Here is a 19,861-nt window from a genome sequence, read left to right as displayed (position 1 = left end):
CCCAGGCCTTTCGGCGAATCGTGGTACGGCCGGGCCCGAGTGGGGAGGCGTCGGCCGGAACGGATGTGCGGCCGGGTCAGATACCGGCGTCCGCCTGCGTGCGGAACCAGCTGATGGTGCGACGCAGGCCCTGCTCGGCGGCCACCCGCGGCTCCCATTCGAGTTTGTCGCGGGCCAGAGTAATGTCCGGGCAGCGCACGGCCGGATCGTCCGTCGGCCGTTCGATGTAGCGGATCTCGGAGTGGGAGCCGGTCAGTTCGATGACGAGGCGCGCCAGTTCGAGCATCGTGATCTCGGCCGGATTGCCGATGTTGACCGGGCCGCGCAGCCCGTTGGCGGCTGCTGCGAGGATGCCCCGCACGGTGTCGTCGACGTAGCACAGCGACCGGGTCTGCCTGCCGTCACCCGTGACGGTGAGCGGCTCGCCGGCCAGGGCCTGCCGGATGAACGTGGGGACGGCGCGGCCGTCGTAACCGCGCATCCGCGGGCCGTACGTGTTGAACAGCCTCACGATGGCGGTGTCGGTGCCATGGGCGTCGGCCTGGGCGGTGGTGAGCGCCTCGCCGAACCGCTTCGCCTCGTCGTACACACTGCGAGGGCCGACCGGGTTGACATTGCCCCAGTACCGCTCGTTCTGCGGATGCTGCTGCGGGTCGCCGTACACCTCGGACGTGGAGGCGAGCAAGAAGCGGGCTTGGGAGCGCTGAGCGAGCGTGAGGGCGTTGCGCGTACCGAGGCTGCCGGTCTCCATCGTGTGCAGCGGCAGACGCAGGTAGTCGGCGGGCGACGCCGGGGACGCGAAGTGCAGCACCAGGTCCGGCGGACGGTCGACGGTGAACGGCTCCGCGACGTTGGCCCGCACCAGCGTGAATCCGGGGCGCTCCAGGAGCGCGGATATGTTCTCGGGCCTCCCGGTGCTGAAGTCGTCGACACACGTGACCGCGGCGCCCGAGTCCAGCAGCGCGGTGCACAGATGCGAACCGACGAATCCGGCACCACCGGTGACGACGGCGTGTTGCCAGCTGCGCGAGAGAGCGGTGTTCATTCGGTCTCCTCCGTACGGGCCGTGGATCTCGATGTCCTGCACCTCGGCGTTCGGGTCCGATTTCGTGAGTCTTCGAACAGGCTGGGCCGAAAAGGGGACGGGGGCACGGCGGTGTCCGCCATTCGAGTCATTCACGCAGCGTGATGGCGGTCTGCCCCCACCACGTCGCGACTGCGCCGCGAATCGCCTGAGCCGACGCACGACCGAGCGTGTCGCTGTTGGGCCGAACGGGTGAGGGGCGCGAGGATGGGAGGATGCAGATGAAGCGTGCGGGTGAGGGGGTCCGGTGAGCAGGTACGACGTCACCGACGAACAATGGGAAGGGCTCGCCCAGGTCGTTCCGCTGCGCAGCCGCAACGAGTGGCCCTCCAGAGTCGACCACCGCGCCCTCCCCGACGAGTACGCCGAGGCGGAGCAGCGCCGCATGGTCGTACTCCGGGTGCAGGTCTTCGCGGACGCCCGCGAGGTGGCCGAGTACCTCGTGGCCCAGATCCCGGTCCTGCTGGATCTGACCAGCGCCGACGCCGCAGTGGCCAAGCGCATCCTGGACTTCAGCAGCGGTGTGGTCTTCGGACTCGGCAGCGGCATGCACCGGGTCGACCGGAACGTCTTCCTGCTGGCGCCGGTCGGTACCGAGGTCGAGGGCATCGCGGCCGCCGCCGTCCCCCGTTCGTAGGAAGGTCGTCCAGGCGGAACGGTTCGGCACCTTGTGCGCTGCGTAGCGTCCCCCGCATGGACGCAACGCGCAAGCGCCCCACCGTCACCGAACTGCGGCTGTCCGCCTTCAAGTCGCACCGTGGCGCCACCTTCCCGCTGGGCCCCGTGACCCTCTTCGCCGGGGCCAGCGGCAGCGGCAAGTCGAGTGCCCTGCAGGCGTACGAGGCGCTGGCGCGGCTCGGTTCCGGCGCCGCACTCGGCGAGGTCTTCCGGGATCCGCCGGGCTGCGTGCCCGAGGGGGCGGAGGCGGACGCCCAGGGGCGGCGCGGCTTCCGGATCGGCTGCACGGTCGACGGCCCCGTCGGACCCGTACGTCTCGACCTCGCCGTACAGGCCGAGCCCGAGCTCCGCGTCGTCGGGGAACGGCTGACCGCGGACGGACGGACACTGCTGACCACCGCCCTCCGCGATCCCGGCCGCAGCAGTGTGCAGGCCGCCTGGCACACCGGTGGCGCGGTCGCCGTGACCAGGGCCCCGCTCCCGGACGACCGGCTGGGGACGGCACTGCTGCCACTGCGCGTCGCGGGCAGCACGGAAGGGCAGCGGCAGGTGCTCGCGGCTGCGGAACAGGTGGTGGTGGCCCTGCGGTCGGTGTTCGCGTGCGATCCCCAGCCCCAGCGGATGCGGGCGCCGGTACCGGTCGCCGGCGGACGGCTGCGCGGCGGCTGCGACAACCTCGCCGAGGTACTGCGGCGCACCCGGACCGAGTGCACCACCCGGCACGCCGCGTTGATCACGGCGGCGCGGGCGGGCTGCGCGGGGACGGTGGACGACCTGACCGCGGAGGACCTGACGGACGGGCGGGTGCGGGCCGTACTTGGCCGCGGCGCAGAGGGGGCCACACCGGTGGGGCGGCTGGGCGAGGGCGAGTTGCGGTACCTCGCGCTGGCGCTGGTGCTGCTCACCGGGCCCGGTGTGCTTGCCGTCGATCCGGCGGCGGAGCTGCTGCCGGCGCAGCAGGTGCTCACGGTGCTGGCCGACGGGTTCGACCGCTCTCTGGACGCGCGGCAGACGCGGGAACTGGTGCGGCTGGCGGTGATGTCGTGCGGGCGCGGGCACATCCGGCTGGTCGGGGCGGTCGGTGACGGGGACCGTGCCCGCGGGGTGGACGGTGTCTCGGTGGTAGACCTGGTGCCGTGACTGAGGCATCGGGGAAAGCAGAGGACCTGGCCGCGCTGCAGCGCAGGCTGGCCGAATTCGCTGCGGCGCGAGGATGGCAGCCGTACCACACGCCCAAGAATCTGGCGGTGGCGCTGAGCGTGGAAGCGTCGGAACTGGTCGAGATCTTCCAGTGGCTGACGCCCGAGGAGTCGGCGCGGATCATGGAGGAGCCGGACTCCGCCCACCGGGTGGCGGACGAGGTCGCCGATGTCCTGGCGTACCTGCTGCAGTTCTGCGACGTGCTGGGCGTCGATGTGCTGGCGGCTCTGGCGGCCAAGATCGACCGGAATGAGCTGCGATTCCCCGCCTCGCGGTCCTCCCCCAGCAAGGATCGTCACTCTTCGGAGTGACGAAGTTGTTCAAAACCGCTCTGGTGTCCACAGATTTCCGAATACCCCTGGCTTTACGGTCCTCTTGCCTTCACTCTGGGTAGTGGAGGCGGTACTGAGGGATGTCGTACGGGACGGGGGATCGCGATGGATGCGGTGCGGCTCATCAGGGCCGGCCGGCACGCTCTGGCGCAGAGCCGGGCGGCGCTGGACATCGTGGCGGAGGCCTGGCAGGCGCAGGCCCTGGCTCAGGCGATCGGCGGACAACTGGCCCTCATGGGGCCGCCGGAACTGAGAGTCGAGGCCCGCGGACTCAGCGAGTCCGGCGGGCGAGGCTGTGGGGTACTGGACCAGCTGGTGATACGGGCCGGTGGGATACGGGCGGCGCAGCTCACCGACGTCAGTGATGCGCGTGAGGCACTACTCGGCTTGGGCGGTCTGCTCGGGGAGGTCGGCATCGCGCTCGTCGGGGTCGCATGCGCCACTGACGAGGAGGGTTTGTACTGGCAGTGCATCGAGGCCATCGATGCCGCCGACGAGTCGAGCGACCGGGTGCGCGCCATGCTCCGCAGACTCACGCTGCGAGACCAGGGCAGCACTCCGGGCGCGGCTCACGACTCGACGGCGGGGGCGTCATGATGGATGTATGGATCTTCGCATTTTCACCGAGCCCCAGCAGGGGGCGAGCTACGACACCCTCCTCAAGGTGGCCAAGGCCACCGAAGACCTCGGCTTCGACGCCTTCTTCCGGTCCGACCACTACCTGGCCATGGGTTCCGCCGACGGACTCCCGGGACCGACGGACGCGTGGATCACCCTTGCCGGCCTGGCCCGGGAGACCAAGCGGATCCGCCTCGGCACGCTGATGACCGCGGGCACGTTCCGGTTGCCCGGCGTGCTCGCCATCCAGGTGGCGCAGGTCGACCAGATGTCGGGGGGACGGGTCGAATTCGGCCTGGGCGCCGGCTGGTTCGAGGAGGAGCACCGGGCATACGGGATTCCGTTCCCCAAGGAGAAGTTCCCCAGGCTGGAGGAGCAGTTGGCGATCATCACCGGGCTGTGGGGCACCGAAGTCGGCAAGACCTTCACCTACAAGGGCGCGCACTACCAGTTGACCGACTCGCCGGCGCTGCCCAAGCCGGTGCAGGAGAAGATCCCGGTCCTCATCGGCGGCCACGGTGCCACGCGTACCCCGCGACTGGCCGCGCGGTACGCCGACGAGTTCAACATGCCGTTCGCCTCGATCGAGGACAGCGAGCGGCAGTTCGGGCGGGTGGCGAAGGCCGCGGAGGAGGCCGGACGCACGGCGGGTGACCTGGTGTATTCCAACGCGCTGGTGGCCTGTGTGGGCAGGAACGACGCCGAGGTGGCGCGCCGGGCGGCGGCCATCGGACGGGAGGTGGACGAGATCAAGGCCAACGGCCTCGCCGGATCGCCGGCCGAGGTGGTCGACAAGATCGGACGGTACGGCGCGATCGGCTCGTCGCGTGTCTACCTGCAGATGCTGGACCTCGACGACCTGGATCACCTGGAGCTGATCTCCTCGGAGGTCCAGGCACAGCTGAACCAGCCGTAGGGGCACCCGTGAACCCCGCCAGGCCGCTCCGCGACGCGCTCGCCGAGGGAGTTGTCGTCCTCGACGGCGGTCTGTCGAACCAACTGGAGGCGCAGGGGTGCGACCTCTCCGACGCACTGTGGTCCGCCCGGCTGCTCGCGGACGACCCCGGACAGGTCGAGGCAGCGCACCAGGCGTACGTCCGGGCGGGAGCACAGGTCCTCATCACCGCCAGCTACCAGGCCAGTTACGAGGGCTTCGCCCAACGGGGGACCGGGCGGAAGGAGGCCGAAGAACTGCTGGCGCGCAGTGTGAGACTGGCGAGGCGTGCCGCCGACGCCTCGCCCGACCCCGACGTCTGGGTCGCGGCTTCGGTGGGGCCCTACGGCGCGATGCTGGCCGACGGCAGCGAGTACCGCGGGCGGTACGGCCTGTCCGTCGCGGAGTTGGAGCGCTTTCACCGGCCGAGGATAGAAACTTTGGCCGCGGCCGGGCCCGACGTCCTCGCCCTGGAGACGGTGCCGGACGCGGACGAGGCAGAGGCGATGCTGCGCGCGGCGGAGGGGTGCGGGGTGCCGGTCTGGCTCTCGTACAGCATCGCCGGCGGTACGACGCGGGCCGGACAGCCCCTGGACCGGGCGCTCGCGTTGGTGGCCGGCGTCGACCAGGTCATCGCCGCCGGGATCAACTGCTGTGAGCCACGGGATGCGGACCTGGCCGTGGCCGTGGCGGCCGAGGTGACCGGCAAGCCGGTGGTCGTCTATCCGAACAGCGGAGAGGGGTGGGATGCGCGAGCGAGGTCCTGGCGCGGCCCGGTCACCTACGACCCGGCGCGCGTGCGGCAGTGGCGGACGGCCGGCGCACGGCTGGTCGGAGGCTGCTGCCGGGTGGGCCCCCGCCAGATCGCGGAGCTGACGCGGCTCACGGGCGAACGGCGTGCGAGCCGGGCGGAAGGCGACCATGCTGAGCCAGCCGGCCGTCCCTGACGGCTCGGCAGAGACGATCGTGCTCGTGGGGTCCTATCCGGCCCTGAACCTCGCCGTCGTCACCACGGGCATGTGGCAGGTGATCACCCACCCGCACGTCGGCTGGTCCGAAGCGCTGACCGCCGAACACTTCGGCTGGTCCGAAGCGCTGACCGCCGAACACGGCGACCCCCTGATGATGGTGGCCATCGCGCTCGTCGTCTTTCCCAAGCTGGCCCTGGGCCTGTCCGGCTTCGAGACGGGCGTGGCCGTCATGCCGCAGGTGAAGGGCGAGCCGGGCGACACCGAGGACAAGCCGGTCGGTCGCATCCGCGAGACCAACGCCGCCATCGACGTCACCATCGCGGCCCGCCGGGCCCGCCAACGCGGCTGGACAGTAGCCTTCGGGGGTGATCTCCGTCGTGTTCGTCTACACGACCGCTGTACCGCGCGAGGCCGAACCGGACCGCGCCCGCCGCCCGCACGTACATGTCGGCTGACCGTACCCGCCCGCGTGGCGTCACTGTTCCGCGAGGGCGCTCATCATCGTCGGCGCGGTCGCGACCATCCGGCGGCCGGTGAACCTCCGGCGGCCCGTGCACGTCTGTCACGTCGAAGTCCGCTTTCAGAAGGCGGACCGCTTACAGCAGGCTCTCCTGGAAGGACACTGAACGCATGGCGACGTTCGATCCGATCACCCGCCGACTCCGGCGGCTCTTCGCGGTTCTGGACACCGGCGAGGAGGGCTTCGTCACGTGGGGTGACTACGAGCGGATCGTGGACAAGTACATGACCGGCTACGCGTTGGCGAAGAGCGACGCCAGGATCCAGGCGCTGGAGAAGGCGTACTGGGCGCAATGGCTGGGACTCCTGACGCAGGCGACCCCCGGGCAGGACCGGCTGTCCCAGGACGAGTTCGTCGCGGCGCACCGCGCCGCGGGTTACGGCGCCCATGCGTCCCACCTGCTGGAGGACACGGCCCAGGCCATCTTCAACATCCTGGACGTCGACGGCGACAAGCGGATCAGCAGGGACGAGTTCGCCACTTACCTGGCCTTCTGCGAGATCTCCAGCGCCGACGCCGCGATCATCTTTCAGCGGCTGGACCTGGACGGCGACGCCTTCATCTCCCAGCGAGAAGTCGCCAGGTCGCTCCGGGCGTTCCACCTCTACAACGACGACCTGAACACACCCGGTGGCATCTTCCTCGGCGTCCACTGAGCCGAGTCCACGCGCGCCTGTGAGCGAGGCCTCGATGGCCGCGCTGATCCGGGGACCGTGACCGGCTCCGAAACCCAGTGGTTGGCGCTGACTGCCTCCGATAGCCTCTGAAGCGCGTCGTAGCAGGTCACAGCCGTTTCAACCCGTAATGCAAACGTCAAAGAGGTGCGCTGGATGTTCCTGACGATCAGTACCACCGGTACCCCGGAGCGACCCGCGACCGATCTCGGCTTCCTGCTGCACAAGCATCCCGACAAGGCGCAGGCGTTCTCCACCTCGTACGGCACCGCGCATGTCCTCTACCCCGAGGCGTCCGCCGAGCGCTGCACGGCCGCGCTGCTGCTGGAGGTGGACCCGGTGGCGCTCGTCCGGCGCGGCAAGGGCAAGGGGCGCTCGGGCGCGCCCGACGCGGCGCTCGCCCAGTATGTGAACGACCGGCCGTACGCCGCGTCCTCGCTGCTCGCCGTCGCGCTCAGCAGCGTCTTCTCCAGTGCCATGAAAGGCCGGTGCAACACCCGTCCGGAGCTGGCCGAGCAGCCGCTGCCGCTGCGTATCGAGGTGCCCGCGCTGCCCGCCCGCGGTGGTGCGGACCTGGTGCGGGCGCTCTTCGGCCCGCTCGGCTGGGCCACGGTGGATGCCGAGCCGGTGGCGCTGGACGAGCAGTTCCCGGAGTGGGGCGACTCGCGGTACGTACGGCTCGTACTGGAAGGAGAGCTGCGGCTCGCCGACGCCCTGCGGCACCTCTACGTGCTGCTGCCGGTCCTCGACGACGCCAAGCACTACTGGGTCGCACCCGACGAGGTCGACAAGCTGCTGCGCGCCGGTGACGGCTGGCTGGCCGGCCACCCGGAACAGCAGCTCATCACCAGCCGCTTCCTCTCCCGCCGCTGGGGGCTGACCCGGCAGGCGAGGGAGCGGCTGGAGCTGGTGCGGCTGGCCGAGGCCGACGACACCGAGGTCGAGGACATCGACAACGCGGTGGACGAGGCGACCGACACCGAGGAGCGGCCCGTGCCGCTCGCCGTGCAGCGCCGCGACGCCATCCTCCAGGCGCTCCGCGCGGCGGGGGCAAGCCGGGTGCTCGACCTCGGCTGCGGACAGGGGCAGTTGGTGCAGGCCCTGCTCAAGGACGTTCGTTTCACCGAGATAGTCGGTGTGGATGTGTCGATACGCGCCCTCACTGTCGCGGCCCGGCGGTTGAAGCTGGAGCGGATGGGCGAGCGGCAGGCCGAGCGGGTCAAACTGCTGCAGGGCTCCCTCGCGTACACCGACAAGCGTCTGAAGGGATACGACGCCGCGGTGCTCAGCGAGGTCATCGAGCATCTCGACCTGCCACGGCTGCCTGCCCTGGAGCACGCGGTGTTCGGCTCCGCGCGCCCGCAGACGGTGCTCGTGACGACGCCGAACGTCGAGTACAACGTCCGCTGGGAGAGCCTGCCCGCAGGGCACGTCCGGCACAGTGACCACCGCTTCGAGTGGACGCGAACGGAGTTCCGGGAGTGGGCCGAGTCCGTCGCCCGGCGCCATGGGTACAGCGTGAAGTTCGCACCCGTCGGGCCCGACGACCCCGAAGTCGGGGCGCCCACCCAGATGGCCGTCTTCCGCGGTAAGGGGGCCCTGGCGACGCCGAAGACCGCCTCCACCACACCGCCGGCGGCCCCCACCACGCCGACTGCGCCGACCGCCACGACCACGAAGGAGGAGAAGGCGGCATGACCAGCCCGAGCAAACGCACTCTCGCCGTGACCGACCTGTCCCTCGTGGTGCTGATCGGTGCCACCGGTTCCGGGAAGTCCACGTTCGCCAGGACACATTTCAAGCCCACCGAGGTCATCTCCTCGGACTTCTGCCGCGGCCTCGTCGCCGACGACGAGAACGACCAGAGCGCCAGTGGAGACGCCTTCGACGTCCTCCACTACATCGCCGGCAAGCGTCTGGCCGCCGGCCGGCGATGCGTCGTGGACGCGACCAACGTGCAGTCCGAGAGCCGTAAGCAGCTGGTGCAACTGGCCCGCCAGTACGACGTACTGCCGATCGCGATCGTCCTCGACATCCCCGAGCAGGTGTGCGCCGAGCGCAACGCCGCCCGCCCGGACCGGGCCGGCATGCCGCGCCACGTCATCCAGCGCCACCGCCGCGAGCTGCGGCGTTCGCTGCGCGGGCTGGAGCGCGAGGGCTTCCGCAAGGTGCACATCCTGCGCAGCGTGGAGGAGGCCGAGAACGCCGAGATCGTCACCGAGCGCCGGTTCAACGACCTCACACACCTCACCGGCCCATTCGACATCATCGGTGACATCCACGGCTGCCGGTCCGAGCTGGAGAGCCTGCTCGCCACGCTGGGCTACGTCGACGGTGCGCACCCGGAGGGCCGCACGGCTGTCTTCGTCGGCGACCTCGTCGACCGCGGACCGGACAGCCCGGGCGTCCTGCGCAGGGTCATGTCCATGGTCGCCTCCGGCAACGCCCTGTGCGTGCCCGGGAACCACGAGAACAAGCTCGGCCGTTACCTCAAGGGCAAAAAGGTCCAGCACACGCACGGGCTCGCCGAGACCATCGAGCAGCTGGAGAAGGAGGACGACACCTTCCTCGCGCAGGTGCGGGAGTTCATCGACGGACTCGTCAGTCACTACGTCCTCGACGGCGGCAAGCTCGTCGTCTGCCACGCCGGCCTGCCCGAGAAGTACCACGGTCGCACCTCCGGCCGGGTCCGCTCGCACGCGCTGTACGGCGACACGACCGGCGAGACCGACGAGTTCGGCCTGCCCGTGCGCTATCCGTGGGCCGAGGACTACCGCGGCCGCGCCGCCGTCGTCTACGGGCACACCCCCGTCCCGAACACCTCGTGGATCAACAACACCATCTGCCTGGACACAGGAGCCGTGTTCGGCGGCAGGATGACCGCACTGCGCTGGCCCGAGCGCGAACTCGTCGACGTACCGGCCGAGAAGGTCTGGTACCAGCCGGTGAAGCCGCTCGTCACCGAGGCACCCGGCGGGCACGACGGGCGCCCCCTGGACCTCGCCGACGTACACGGCCGGCGCATCGTGGAGACCCGCCACATGGGCAGGGTCGCCGTCCGCGAGGAGAACGCCGCCGCCGCGCTGGAGGTGATGAGCCGGTTCGCGGTGGACCCGCGCCTGCTCGCCTACCTGCCGCCGACCATGTCGCCGACCGGGACGTCGGACGTCGAGGGGTACCTCGAGCACCCGGCCGAGGCGTTCGCCACGTACCGGGCGGACGGCGTCTCGAGGGTCGTGTGCGAGGAGAAGCACATGGGTTCGAGGGCGGTGGCCCTGGTCTGCCGCGACGCGGACGTGGCGCGTGACCGGTTCGGGGTCGACGGGCCCACGGGCGCGCTGCACACCCGCACCGGCCGCCCGTTCTTCGACGACCCCGAGGTCACGGAGGAGATCCTCGGCCGGCTCCGCACGGCCGTCACCGCGGCCGGGCTCTGGGAGGAGCTCGGCACCGACTGGCTGCTCCTGGACGCCGAGCTGATGCCCTGGTCGCTGAAGGCGTCCGGCCTGCTGCGCAAGCAGTACGCAGCGGTGGGTGCCTCTTCCGGCGCGGTGTTCCCCGGCGCCGTGGCCGCCCTGGAAGCGGCGGCGGCCCGCGGTGTCGAGGCCGAAGGTCTCCTCGGCCGGCAGCGCGAACGCGCCGCTGACGCCGCCCTCTTCACCGAGGCGTACCGGCGCTACTGCTGGAGCACCGAGGGTCTGGACGGCGTGCGTCTCGCGCCCTTCCAGCTCCTCGCCGTCCAGGGCCGCAGTCTGGCCGCCGTACCGCACGACGAGCAGCTGGCGTGGCTGGACCGGCTGGTCGAACACGACCCCACCGCGCTGCTGCAGACCACCCGCCGCCTCATCGTCGACACAGGGGACGAGGACTCGGTCCGGGCGGGAACCGACTGGTGGCTGGAGATGACCGGCCGCGGCGGCGAGGGCATGGTGGTCAAGCCACTTCAGGCGCTCGTGCGCACCGAGCAGGGCCGGCTGGTCCAGCCGGGCATCAAGGTGCGCGGCCGCGAATACCTGCGGATCATCTACGGGCCCGAGTACACGCGTCCGGAGAACCTGGCCCGTCTGCGCAACCGGTTTCTGGGCCACAAGCGCTCGCTCGCACTGCGCGAGTACGCGCTCGGGCTGGAGGCCCTGGACCGGCGGGCCGACGGCGAACCGCTGTGGCGGGTCCACGAGGCGGTCTTCGCCGTGCTGGCCCTGGAGTCGGAGCCGGTGGACCCCAGGCTCTGAGCCGGCCCGCGCGGGCGCCACTGGGCCGGATGGGGGAAAGTTGCCGGACTTTGGGCCGGTGGCTCGTTCATCCAGGACGGCGGAGTGTCCGTGAATCGTGGAAGGGACGGAGTGCAGTATGAAGATGACCGCGCGCGGGAGCCTTGCGGCGCTGATGACGTGTATGGCCGCGGCGGGGGCGGTGACGCCTGCCGCGGCCGGGGAGCACCGGCCGGTCAATGTGCCGCTCGAGGCGCTCGAGAGGCCGCTCGGCATGCCCCTGCCCACGCTGAGCACCGGCGTACCCGTACCGGAGGCCGGCCCGGTCGAGCCCCCACGCCACCATCCGGGCCGACTGCTGCCGGAGCACATCCTTCCGACGCTTCCGGTGACCACCGAGCTGCCGCCGACCCTGGTCGACGCCCCGGTACCGAGTCTGGTCGGACACGCCGAGGAGGTCACGACAATCGCCTCGACGCCCCCGATGGCGCTGCGGGCGCAGAGTCCCGGTGCGTCCGTGGACGCACCGCTGTCGCCGCCGCGGCGGGGCGACGCCGGCCTCCCCGACCTGGTCGCGCCGGAGGCCGGGTTGATCCCTCCGACGCTTCGCGGTCAGCCGGCCGGCGTCTTCCGGATTCTCTAGGTCGGCTCGGGCGTCGGCTCGGGCGACCCGCGGACCGGTTTGAGCGATCCGCGCCTCGCGTACCCTTTCCCGCCCACAGCCGCTGGGCGGGAAAGGTGCCGTTGGGGCACGTGACCGGGCGGTCTCTGGGAACGTGGTCCTCATGGGATTCCATGTCGACTCCGAGACCGGGCGGCTGCGCCGCGTCATCCTTCACCGGCCCGATCTGGAGCTGAAGCGGCTCACCCCGAGCAACAAGGACGCACTGCTCTTCGACGACGTGCTGTGGGTGCGACGGGCCCGTCAGGAGCACGACGGGTTCGCCGACGTACTGCGCGACCGCGGCGTCGAGGTGCATCTCTTCGGTGATCTACTGCGCGAGGCGCTCCAGATCCACGAGGCACGCAAGCTCGTACTCGACCGGGTCTTCGACGAGAAGGAATACGGGCCGCTGGCCACCGACCACCTGCGCGCCGCGTTCGACGAGTTGCCGGCCGCCGCGCTCGTCGAGGCGCTGGTCGGCGGGATGACCAAGCGTGAGTTCCTGGAGCACCACCAGGAGCCGACGTCCGTACGGTTCCATGTGATGGATCTGGACGACTTCCTGCTGGGCCCGCTGCCGAATCATCTCTTCACCCGGGACACATCGGCATGGATCTACGACGGCGTGTCGATCAACGCCATGCGGTGGCCCGCCCGGCAGCGGGAGACCGTGCACTTCGAGGCGATCTACCGTCACCACCCGCTGTTCACCGGGTCGGGCGCGTTCCACCACTGGTCGGAAGGCCTGTCCGACTATCCCTCCACCATCGAGGGCGGCGACGTGCTGGTCATCGGCAGGGGAGCGGTCCTGATCGGGATGAGTGAGCGCACCACCCCGCAGGCGGTCGAGATGCTGGCGCGCGGCCTCTTCGCGGCAGGCTCCGCGAAGACCATCGTGGCGCTGGACATGCCGAAGCGGCGGGCGCTCATGCACCTGGACACGGTGATGACGATGGTCGACGGCGATACGTTCACCCAGTACGCGGGGCTGGGCATGCTCCGCTCGTACACGATCGAACCGGGCGACGGCGGGCGGGAGCTGAAGGTCACCGACCACCCGCCCGAGCACATGCACCGGGCCATCGCGGCCGCCCTCGGCCTGGACTCGATCCGCGTACTGACGGCGACGCAGGACGTGCACGCGGCAGAGCGGGAGCAGTGGGACGACGGCTGCAACGTGCTGGCGGTCGAGCCCGGGGTGGTGGTGGCGTACGAGCGCAATGTCACCACCAACACGCACCTGCGGAAGCAGGGCATCGAGGTGATTGAGATCCGTGGCAGCGAATTGGGGCGGGGGCGTGGAGGGCCCCGGTGCATGAGCTGTCCGGTCGAGCGCGACGCGGTCTAGCGCGACGCCGTCCAGTCGCATCGCCACCTCCCGAGATCACAAAGGGGCCGTATAGCAATGCAGAGTGTCGTATAGACTTCCATGGTCTTCGTACTCGTGACCTAGGAGCGCCCCATGGCGACCGACCTCGCAGGCCGCAGCTTCCTCAAGGAGCTGGACTTCACTGCGGCCGAGTTCCGCAGCCTGATCGAACTCGCTGCCGAACTCAAGGCGGCCAAGCGTGCGGGCACCGAGGTCCAGCGGCTGCGGGGCCGGAACATCGCCCTGATCTTCGAGAAGACCTCGACCCGTACCCGCTGCGCCTTCGAGGTCGCCGCCGCCGACCAAGGAGCTTCGACCACGTATCTCGACCCCTCGGGCTCCCAGATCGGTCACAAGGAGTCGGTGAAGGACACCGCCCGGGTCCTCGGCCGGATGTTCGACGGCATCGAGTATCGCGGGGACAGTCAGGACGCCGTCGAGGAGCTGGCCGCATACGCGGGAGTCCCCGTCTTCAACGGGCTCACCGACGACTGGCACCCCACCCAAATGCTCGCCGACGTGCTCACCATGACCGAGCACACCAGCAAGCCGCTGGAACTGCTCGCCTTCGCCTACCTTGGTGACGCGCGCTTCAACATGGGCAACTCCTACCTGGTCACCGGCGCGCTGCTCGGGATGGACGTACGGATAGTCGCCCCCAAGTCGTACTGGCCGGCCGAAGAGGTCGTGGCGCGGGCCCGCAAGGCCGCCGAGGTGAGCGGCGCCAGGATCACCCTCACCGAGGATGTCGCCGAAGGGGTGGCCGGCGCCGACTTCGTCGCCACCGACGTGTGGGTGTCGATGGGGGAGCCCAAGCATGTCTGGGACGAGCGCATCGAAGCCCTCGCGCCCTATGCCGTCACCATGGACGTGTTGCGCGCCACCGGGAACGACGCGGTGAAGTTCCTGCACTGCCTGCCTGCGTTCCACGACCTCGGTACTCAGGTCGCCCGCGACATCCATGAGCGGCACGGCCTGACCTCGCTCGAGGTCACGGACGAGGTCTTCGAGTCCGCGTACTCGGTCGTCTTCGACGAGGCGGAGAACCGGCTGCACACCATCAAGGCCGTCATGGTCGCGACGATGGCGGGCCCGGAAGGGTCGTGACCGCGGGCGAAGGCGCGGGGGAGTAGTTCAGGCCGGCTGCGGGCGCGCCGGCAGGGTGAACCACACCGCTTTGCCGTCGGCGGTGCGGCGGTGACCGCACGCCGAGCTGAGAGAGCGGAGCAGCAGTAGCCCGCGGCCGTGTTCCTGCCACGGGTCGGGCATCGAGTCCGGCAGTGGGGGAGTGAGGTCGCCCGGCGGCTCGGGGTCGTCGTCGTGCACCTCGACCTGGCAGCCCGACGGCAGCATCTCGACCACCAGCCCTATGGGGGAGTCGCCCGAGGTGTGCTCCACCGCGTTGGCGACCAGTTCCGCCGTGAGCAGCTCCGCGGTCTCGCTGTCCGCCGGCGTCTCGACATCCGCCAGCACCGTACGCACCAGGGCACGGGCGAGGGGCACGGCGGCAGTGGTGTGGGGCAGCGTGATGCGCCACGCGGCCGGGCCGGGCGTCGGGTCGGGCAAGGCGGGTCCGTTCAATGTCAAGAAATGCTGCTTTCAACCATACGGAGCGCGCATATCGGCTCGTCGTCCGGGTCCCCTTATTGCGTGCTCGTGACGGCGGTCACGCTACGGTGATACGGTTTGCTGAGTCTCCGGACGGCAGCCCGCAGCCCTTCCGACGAAGGAGGCCGCATCTCCATGAGCCCTTTCACCGGTTCCGCGCCCCGCACCGAAGAATGGCGGCACCTGAGGCTCACCAGGCACAACGGCGTCGCCACCGTCACCCTCGCCCGGCCCGAGAAGCTCAACGCCCTTACCTTCGGCGCCTACGCGGATTTGCGTGACCTCCTCGCCGAACTGTCCCGCGAACGGTCCGTGCGAGCCCTGGTACTCGGCGGCGAAGGGCGTGGCTTCTGCTCGGGCGGCGACGTCGACGAGATCATCGGCGCGACGCTCGCCATGGACACCGCCCAGCTCCTCGACTTCAACCGGATGACCGGCCAGGTCGTACGGGCCCTGCGCGAATGCCCCTTCCCTGTGATCGCAGCCATCCACGGCGTCGCCGCGGGCGCCGGCGCAGTCCTCGCCCTGGCCGCCGACTTCCGTATCGCCGACCCCACCGCACGCTTCGCGTTCCTCTTCACCAGGGTCGGACTCTCCGGTGGCGACATGGGAGCCGCTTACCTGCTGCCACGCGTGGTCGGACTCGGCCACGCGACCCGGCTGCTCATGCTCGGCGAAACGGTACGCGCCCCCGAGGCCGAGCGGATCGGCCTGATCAGCGAGCTGGTGGACGAGGGAGACACCGACACCCGGGCCGAAGACCTCGCCCGCCGTCTCGCCGACGGGCCGGCGCTGGCGTACGCACAGACCAAGGCGCTGCTCACCGCCGAACTCGACATGCCCCTCGCCGCCGCCGTAGAGCTGGACGCCGCGACGCAGGCGCTTCTCATGAACGGCGAGGACTACGCCGAATTCCATGCCGCGTTCACCGAGAAGCGGCCGCCCACGTGGCAGGGCAGATAGGCATGCCCCCGGCCCAAGCCCAAGCCCGCGGCCAGGCCCGAGCGCCGGCTCAAGCCCAGGCCGTGGCCCCCGCCCTGGACCCGGCCCCTGCCCCTGCCCCTGCCCCGGGCACCGCCATGCGCGTCGCCGTCATCGGCGGCGGGCCGGGCGGCCTCTACGCCGCGGCCCTCCTCAAACGACTGGGCCCCGAGCGCGACATCACCGTCTGGGAACGCAACGCCCCCGACGACACCTTCGGTTTCGGCGTCGTCCTCTCGGACGAGACCCTCGGCGGCATCCAGCACGCCGACCCGGCCGTCTACCGTGCCCTGCAGGAGGAGTTCGTACGCTGGGACGACATCGACGTCGTCCACCGCGGCCGCACCGTCACCTCCGGCGGCCACGGCTTCGCCGCCCTCGGCCGGCGCCGGCTGCTGGAAATCCTGCACGAGCGCTGCCGGTCGCTCGGCGTACACCTCCGCTTCCGCACCGAGGCGCCACCCGCAGCCGAACTGTCCACGGCATACGACCTGGTGATCGCGGCCGACGGCGTGCACAGCCTCACCCGCGAGGCGCACGCCGACATCTTCGCGCCCCGCGTCACCACCCACCGCTGCCGCTACATCTGGCTTGCCGCCGATTTCGCCTTCGACGCCTTCCGGTTCGAGATCGCCGAGACCGAGCACGGGGTGATGCAACTGCACGGCTACCCGTACGGCACCGGTGCCTCCACCGTCATCGTCGAGATGCGTGAGGAGGTCTGGCGGGCCGCCGGCCTCGACGAATGCGACGAGCAGCAATCCGCGGAGCGCTGCGCCAAGATCTTCGCCGACGCGCTCGGCGGCCGCCCGCTGCGCGGCAACAAGTCCACCTGGACCGCGTTCCGCACCGTCGTCAACCGGCGCTGGTCGCACGGCAACACCGTGCTGCTCGGCGACGCCGCCCACACCGCCCACTTCTCCATCGGCTCCGGCACCAAACTCGCCGTCGAGGATGCCCTCGCACTCGTCGCCTGCATCCAGGAACAACCCGGCCTGCCCGCCGCCCTCGCCGCGTACGAGACCGAGCGCCGGCCCGTCGTCGAGTCGACACAGCGGGCCGCCGCCGCCAGCCTCCGCTGGTTCGAGGAGCTGCCGACGTACCTCGACCAGCCGGCCCACCAGTTCGCCTTCAACCTCCTCACCCGCAGCCGCCGCGTCACCCACGACAACCTGCGGCTGCGTGACCCCGCCTGTACCGAGGCGGTCGAGCGGGACTTCGGCTGCCCACCTGGCACTCCGCCGATGTTCACCCCGTTCCGGCTGCGGGGACTCACCCTGCGCAACCGGGTCGTCGTCTCGCCCATGGACACGTACTCCGCCGAGGACGGCGTCCCCGGTGACTTCCACCTCGTCCACCTCGGCGCACGCGCCCTGGGCGGAGCCGGGCTGGTGATGACCGAGATGGTGTGCGTCAGTCCGGAGGGCCGTATCACCCCCGGCTGCGCCGGCCTCTACACCCCCGAACAGGCAGCCGCCTGGCAGAGGATCGCCGCCTTCGTCCACCAGCAGTCTCCCGGCACGGCGATCGGCATCCAGCTCGGCCACTCCGGACGCAAGGGCTCGACCCGGCTGATGTGGGAAGGCATCGACCAGCCGCTGGAGGACGGAAACTGGCCCCTGACCGCCGCCTCCGCGATCCCGTACCGGCCCGGCGTCAGCCAGGTCCCGCAACAACTCGACCGGGCCGGGCTCGACGACATCCGCGACCAGTTCGCCGAAGCTGCCCGGAAGGCCGCCGGCTGCGGCTTCGACCTCCTCGAACTCCACTGCGCCCACGGCTACCTTCTCTCCGGCTTCCTCTCCCCGCTCACGAACCGGCGCACCGACATGTACGGCGGCCCGCTCGAGAACCGGCTGCGCTTCCCCCTCGAAGTCTTCGACGCGGTACGCGACCTCTGGCCGGCCGACCGGCCGATGACCGTCCGGATCTCCGCCACCGACTGGGCGGCCGGCGGGAACACCGCCGAGGACGCCGTGGAGATCGCCCGAGCCTTCGCCGCCCACGGGGCCGACGCGATCGACGTCTCCACGGGCCAGGTCGTACCGGACGAGCGTCCCGAGTACGGCCGCTCGTACCAGACCCCGTACGCCGACCGGATCCGCAACACACTTCGCGTCCCCGTCATCACGGTGGGGGCCATTTCCTCCTGGGACGACGTCAACTCACTGCTGCTGGCGGGCCGCGCCGACCTGTGCGCGCTGGCCCGCCCGCATCTGTACGACCCCCACTGGACGCTGCACGCCGCGGCCGACCAGAACTACACGGGCCCGGGTGCCCCCTGGCCACTCCCGTATCGGGCGGGCAGCCGCAAACCTCCGACGGGCCGCACGGACGGCCCGAAGCCGCGGCTCACACTGAACTGAGGCCCGCCCAGACCTCGGAACCGCACCGCACCGGGGCCTCCGTGCCCGGCCGGCCACGCCCGTCCGGCTTCCTCGCTCAGGACCCGGCCGGCTCTGCTGTGACGAGCAGCCAGTCGGCCACGGGCCGGTAACCGATCCGCCGGTACACGCCGTTGCTCGTCGGGTTGGCGAGGTCCGTGAACAACAGGACCTCCGCGGCACCCGCGGCCAGTGCCGCGCGGCTGACCTCCGCGGTGACGGCCGCCGCGTAGCCGTGGCCGCGGTGTTCCTCGGGCGTGAACACGGTTCCGATACGGACCGTCCCGCCCGTCCCGCCTGTCCCGCCTGTCCCGCCCGTTTCGCCTGGGGAGCGGACGGCTCCCGCCAGGGACACCGGCGTGCCTCCGTCCTCCCAGACCGTCAGCCCGCCGTAACCGAGGCGGTCCTCGACGTGCTCCTCGACGGTCGAGGTGGACTGGCCGGTGGCCCGCCCGAACGCCCGCAGCCACTCGACGAGCAGCTCACGGTCGGCCACCGTGGCCAACCGTGAGCTGCCTGCGGGCGCGGGTTCGGGCGGGGTCAGCCGGTCGAGGCGGTGGAGCCGCTGTTCCATGGCGGTGACCGGTGCCGCGCCGGTGTGCCGCTGCCATGCGGCGGCCAGGGCCCGCGCGGTCGCGCGCTCGGCGTTGAAACTGGCGGCTCCGTGTGCGTGGAGTGCCCGCGCCAGCGGAACCACCGATTCCGGCGGCGCGGTCCCGACCAGCACCGGATGCGGTGGTGTCCACAGCACCACACCCGCCACGGCGCCGTCCCCGGCTCGGCCAATCGAGTTTGCCACCCGGTCGGTCCTGCGGGCGGTCACGACGACCGGACGTACTCCGCTCCCGCGTCCCGCAGCCGGGCGTGCAGCTCACCGAAGACGGCCGCCGACCTGCCGCCCGGCCATCCCGCCGGCAGCAGCTCTGCGGGCAGGCCCGGGTCCGCGTACGGCAACTGCCGCCAGGAGTCCAGGGCCCGCAGATAGTCCCGGTAGGCGTCCTCGGGCGTGACCGTCCGTCCCGCCTGCCAGGAGCGCAGTACCGGCTCATGCAGGTCCAGGAACTGCTCGTGCTGTTTGGCGACGGCCGCCAGGTCCCACCAGCGCGCCACCGCCTCGGCTGTCGGCGCGAAGCCGAGGTGGTCACCGCGGAACAGGTCCACGTACGACCCGAGATGCAGCCGCTCAAGGGTGTGCCGGGTCTCGTCGTGCAGCCGCGCGGGAGCGATCCAGACGCCGGGTGCCGCCGTCCCGAAGCCGAGCCGGGCCAGCCGGGAGCGCAACAAGTGCCGCTTGTGCCGCTCCTGTTCCGGCACGGAGAAGACTGCGAGCACCCAGCCCTCGGACAACTGCGGCGTGGGAGGGTCGTAAATGCGCCGGTCGCCGTCGTCCAGGAGCTGGCGGGCCTCGGGGGACAGTGCATAGCCCGCCGCACCCTCCTCCGTACGGCCCGGGACGAGGAAGCCGCGGCGCTTGAGCCGGGAGACGGAGGAGCGTACGGACGGGGCGTCGACACCCACCGTCCCCAGCAGCCGAACGAGGGCGGCCACCGGGACAGAGCCCGCGGACGCGCGTCCGTAGGCGCCGTAGTAGGTGACGATCAGGGATCGCGGTGTGTGCTGCTCGGCCACGTGG

Annotated in this window: 18 protein-coding genes and 1 pseudogene; 15 read left to right on the top strand and 4 right to left on the bottom strand. The window is 70.9% G+C overall.

The annotated features are described in order from the left end of the window. Positions 1 to 76 precede the first annotated feature (76 nt). Positions 77 to 1,045 (bottom strand): UDP-glucuronic acid decarboxylase family protein, encoded by a 969-nt coding sequence (locus AB0M62_RS13205; RefSeq protein WP_366074268.1) that lies wholly within the window; start codon positions 1,043 to 1,045, stop codon positions 77 to 79. A 286-nt stretch (positions 1,046 to 1,331) separates the two neighbouring features. Here AB0M62_RS13205 and AB0M62_RS13200 point away from each other — a divergent pair, with 286 nt between their 5' ends. From AB0M62_RS13200 to argF, 13 genes and pseudogenes are all read left to right on the top strand, one after another. Next, entirely contained in the window at positions 1,332 to 1,721 is a 390-nt protein-coding gene (locus AB0M62_RS13200) for a cell division protein SepF (RefSeq protein ID WP_366074267.1), read from the top strand. Between the two features lie 56 nt (positions 1,722 to 1,777). Further along, entirely contained in the window at positions 1,778 to 2,902 is a 1,125-nt protein-coding gene (locus AB0M62_RS13195) for an ATP-binding protein (protein WP_366074266.1), read from the top strand. Beyond that, positions 2,899 to 3,273, top strand: coding sequence for a nucleotide pyrophosphohydrolase (locus AB0M62_RS13190; protein ID WP_366074265.1), 375 nt, complete (start codon positions 2,899 to 2,901; stop codon positions 3,271 to 3,273). The genes AB0M62_RS13195 and AB0M62_RS13190 overlap by 4 nt, the downstream gene beginning before the upstream one ends. A 126-nt stretch (positions 3,274 to 3,399) precedes the next feature. Beyond that, positions 3,400 to 3,891, top strand: a complete 492-nt coding sequence (locus AB0M62_RS13185; protein ID WP_366074264.1) for a DUF6099 family protein — start codon at positions 3,400 to 3,402, stop codon at positions 3,889 to 3,891. 7 nt (positions 3,892 to 3,898) lie between these two features. Next, complete coding sequence (locus AB0M62_RS13180) at positions 3,899 to 4,828, top strand: LLM class F420-dependent oxidoreductase (protein ID WP_366074263.1); 930 nt, start codon at positions 3,899 to 3,901, stop codon at positions 4,826 to 4,828. 8 nt (positions 4,829 to 4,836) lie between these two features. Then, positions 4,837 to 5,793, top strand: a complete 957-nt coding sequence (gene mmuM, locus AB0M62_RS13175) for a homocysteine S-methyltransferase (RefSeq protein ID WP_366074262.1) — start codon at positions 4,837 to 4,839, stop codon at positions 5,791 to 5,793. Between the two features lie 16 nt (positions 5,794 to 5,809). Further along, positions 5,810 to 6,112, top strand: a pseudogene (locus tag AB0M62_RS13170) (amino acid transporter); the annotation flags it as partial. Positions 6,113 to 6,447: 335 nt separating this feature from the next. Further along, positions 6,448 to 6,993, top strand: a complete 546-nt coding sequence (locus AB0M62_RS13165; protein ID WP_366074261.1) for an EF-hand domain-containing protein — start codon at positions 6,448 to 6,450, stop codon at positions 6,991 to 6,993. Between the two features lie 174 nt (positions 6,994 to 7,167). Beyond that, positions 7,168 to 8,709 (top strand): 3' terminal RNA ribose 2'-O-methyltransferase Hen1, encoded by a 1,542-nt coding sequence (locus tag AB0M62_RS13160; protein ID WP_366074260.1) that lies wholly within the window; start codon positions 7,168 to 7,170, stop codon positions 8,707 to 8,709. Next, the gene (locus AB0M62_RS13155; protein WP_366074259.1) at positions 8,706 to 11,243 is read left to right on the top strand and encodes a polynucleotide kinase-phosphatase; all 2,538 of its coding nucleotides are present in this window, start codon (positions 8,706 to 8,708) and stop codon (positions 11,241 to 11,243) included. Before AB0M62_RS13160 ends, AB0M62_RS13155 begins: the two co-directional genes overlap by 4 nt. Before the next feature lie 118 nt (positions 11,244 to 11,361). Then, positions 11,362 to 11,865: a hypothetical protein gene (locus tag AB0M62_RS13150; RefSeq protein ID WP_366074258.1), complete on the top strand. Its 504-nt coding sequence runs from the start codon at positions 11,362 to 11,364 to the stop codon at positions 11,863 to 11,865. A 142-nt stretch (positions 11,866 to 12,007) separates the two neighbouring features. Continuing rightward, positions 12,008 to 13,234: an arginine deiminase gene (locus AB0M62_RS13145; protein ID WP_366074257.1), complete on the top strand. Its 1,227-nt coding sequence runs from the start codon at positions 12,008 to 12,010 to the stop codon at positions 13,232 to 13,234. Between the two features lie 114 nt (positions 13,235 to 13,348). Continuing rightward, positions 13,349 to 14,362 carry an ornithine carbamoyltransferase gene (gene argF / locus AB0M62_RS13140; protein WP_366074256.1) on the top strand — a complete coding sequence of 338 codons (1,014 nt, stop codon included), beginning with the start codon at positions 13,349 to 13,351 and terminating at the stop codon, positions 14,360 to 14,362. A gap of 27 nt (positions 14,363 to 14,389) precedes the next feature. Here argF and AB0M62_RS13135 read toward each other — a convergent pair whose 3' ends face one another. Continuing rightward, positions 14,390 to 14,836 (bottom strand): ATP-binding protein, encoded by a 447-nt coding sequence (locus AB0M62_RS13135; protein WP_366074407.1) that lies wholly within the window; start codon positions 14,834 to 14,836, stop codon positions 14,390 to 14,392. Positions 14,837 to 14,998: 162 nt separating this feature from the next. Here AB0M62_RS13135 and AB0M62_RS13130 point away from each other — a divergent pair, with 162 nt between their 5' ends. After that, positions 14,999 to 15,826 carry an enoyl-CoA hydratase family protein gene (locus tag AB0M62_RS13130; RefSeq protein ID WP_366074255.1) on the top strand — a complete coding sequence of 276 codons (828 nt, stop codon included), beginning with the start codon at positions 14,999 to 15,001 and terminating at the stop codon, positions 15,824 to 15,826. Positions 15,827 to 15,942: 116 nt separating this feature from the next. After that, entirely contained in the window at positions 15,943 to 18,210 is a 2,268-nt protein-coding gene (locus tag AB0M62_RS13125; RefSeq protein WP_366074406.1) for a bifunctional salicylyl-CoA 5-hydroxylase/oxidoreductase, read from the top strand. 76 nt (positions 18,211 to 18,286) lie between these two features. Here the strand turns inward: AB0M62_RS13125 and AB0M62_RS13120 are convergent, their stop codons facing one another. Both AB0M62_RS13120 and AB0M62_RS13115 read right to left on the bottom strand, forming a co-directional pair. After that, positions 18,287 to 19,027 (bottom strand): GNAT family N-acetyltransferase, encoded by a 741-nt coding sequence (locus tag AB0M62_RS13120; RefSeq protein ID WP_366074254.1) that lies wholly within the window; start codon positions 19,025 to 19,027, stop codon positions 18,287 to 18,289. A gap of 20 nt (positions 19,028 to 19,047) precedes the next feature. Beyond that, positions 19,048 to 19,857: a PaaX family transcriptional regulator C-terminal domain-containing protein gene (locus AB0M62_RS13115; RefSeq protein ID WP_366074253.1), complete on the bottom strand. Its 810-nt coding sequence runs from the start codon at positions 19,855 to 19,857 to the stop codon at positions 19,048 to 19,050. Positions 19,858 to 19,861 lie beyond the last annotated feature (4 nt).

This window comes from Streptomyces sp. NPDC051219, from assembly GCF_040682335.1.
Taxonomy (GTDB): Bacteria; Actinomycetota; Actinomycetes; order Streptomycetales; family Streptomycetaceae; genus Streptomyces.
The sequence above is the reverse complement of the archived record's forward strand: the minus strand, read 5'-3'. Positions and strand labels throughout refer to the sequence as shown.

Coding starts and splice junctions, on each gene's coding strand:
- AB0M62_RS13160 (WP_366074260.1), top strand. CDS start 7,168: ATGTTCCTGACGATCAGTACCACCGGTACCCCGGAGCGACCCGCGACC.
- argF (WP_366074256.1), top strand. CDS start 13,349: ATGGCGACCGACCTCGCAGGCCGCAGCTTCCTCAAGGAGCTGGACTTC.
- AB0M62_RS13130 (WP_366074255.1), top strand. CDS start 14,999: ATGAGCCCTTTCACCGGTTCCGCGCCCCGCACCGAAGAATGGCGGCAC.
- AB0M62_RS13145 (WP_366074257.1), top strand. CDS start 12,008: ATGGGATTCCATGTCGACTCCGAGACCGGGCGGCTGCGCCGCGTCATC.
- AB0M62_RS13165 (WP_366074261.1), top strand. CDS start 6,448: ATGGCGACGTTCGATCCGATCACCCGCCGACTCCGGCGGCTCTTCGCG.
- AB0M62_RS13205 (WP_366074268.1), bottom strand. CDS start 1,045: ATGAACACCGCTCTCTCGCGCAGCTGGCAACACGCCGTCGTCACCGGT.
- AB0M62_RS13180 (WP_366074263.1), top strand. CDS start 3,899: ATGGATCTTCGCATTTTCACCGAGCCCCAGCAGGGGGCGAGCTACGAC.
- AB0M62_RS13195 (WP_366074266.1), top strand. CDS start 1,778: ATGGACGCAACGCGCAAGCGCCCCACCGTCACCGAACTGCGGCTGTCC.
- AB0M62_RS13150 (WP_366074258.1), top strand. CDS start 11,362: ATGAAGATGACCGCGCGCGGGAGCCTTGCGGCGCTGATGACGTGTATG.
- AB0M62_RS13185 (WP_366074264.1), top strand. CDS start 3,400: ATGGATGCGGTGCGGCTCATCAGGGCCGGCCGGCACGCTCTGGCGCAG.
- AB0M62_RS13155 (WP_366074259.1), top strand. CDS start 8,706: ATGACCAGCCCGAGCAAACGCACTCTCGCCGTGACCGACCTGTCCCTC.
- AB0M62_RS13125 (WP_366074406.1), top strand. CDS start 15,943: ATGCGCGTCGCCGTCATCGGCGGCGGGCCGGGCGGCCTCTACGCCGCG.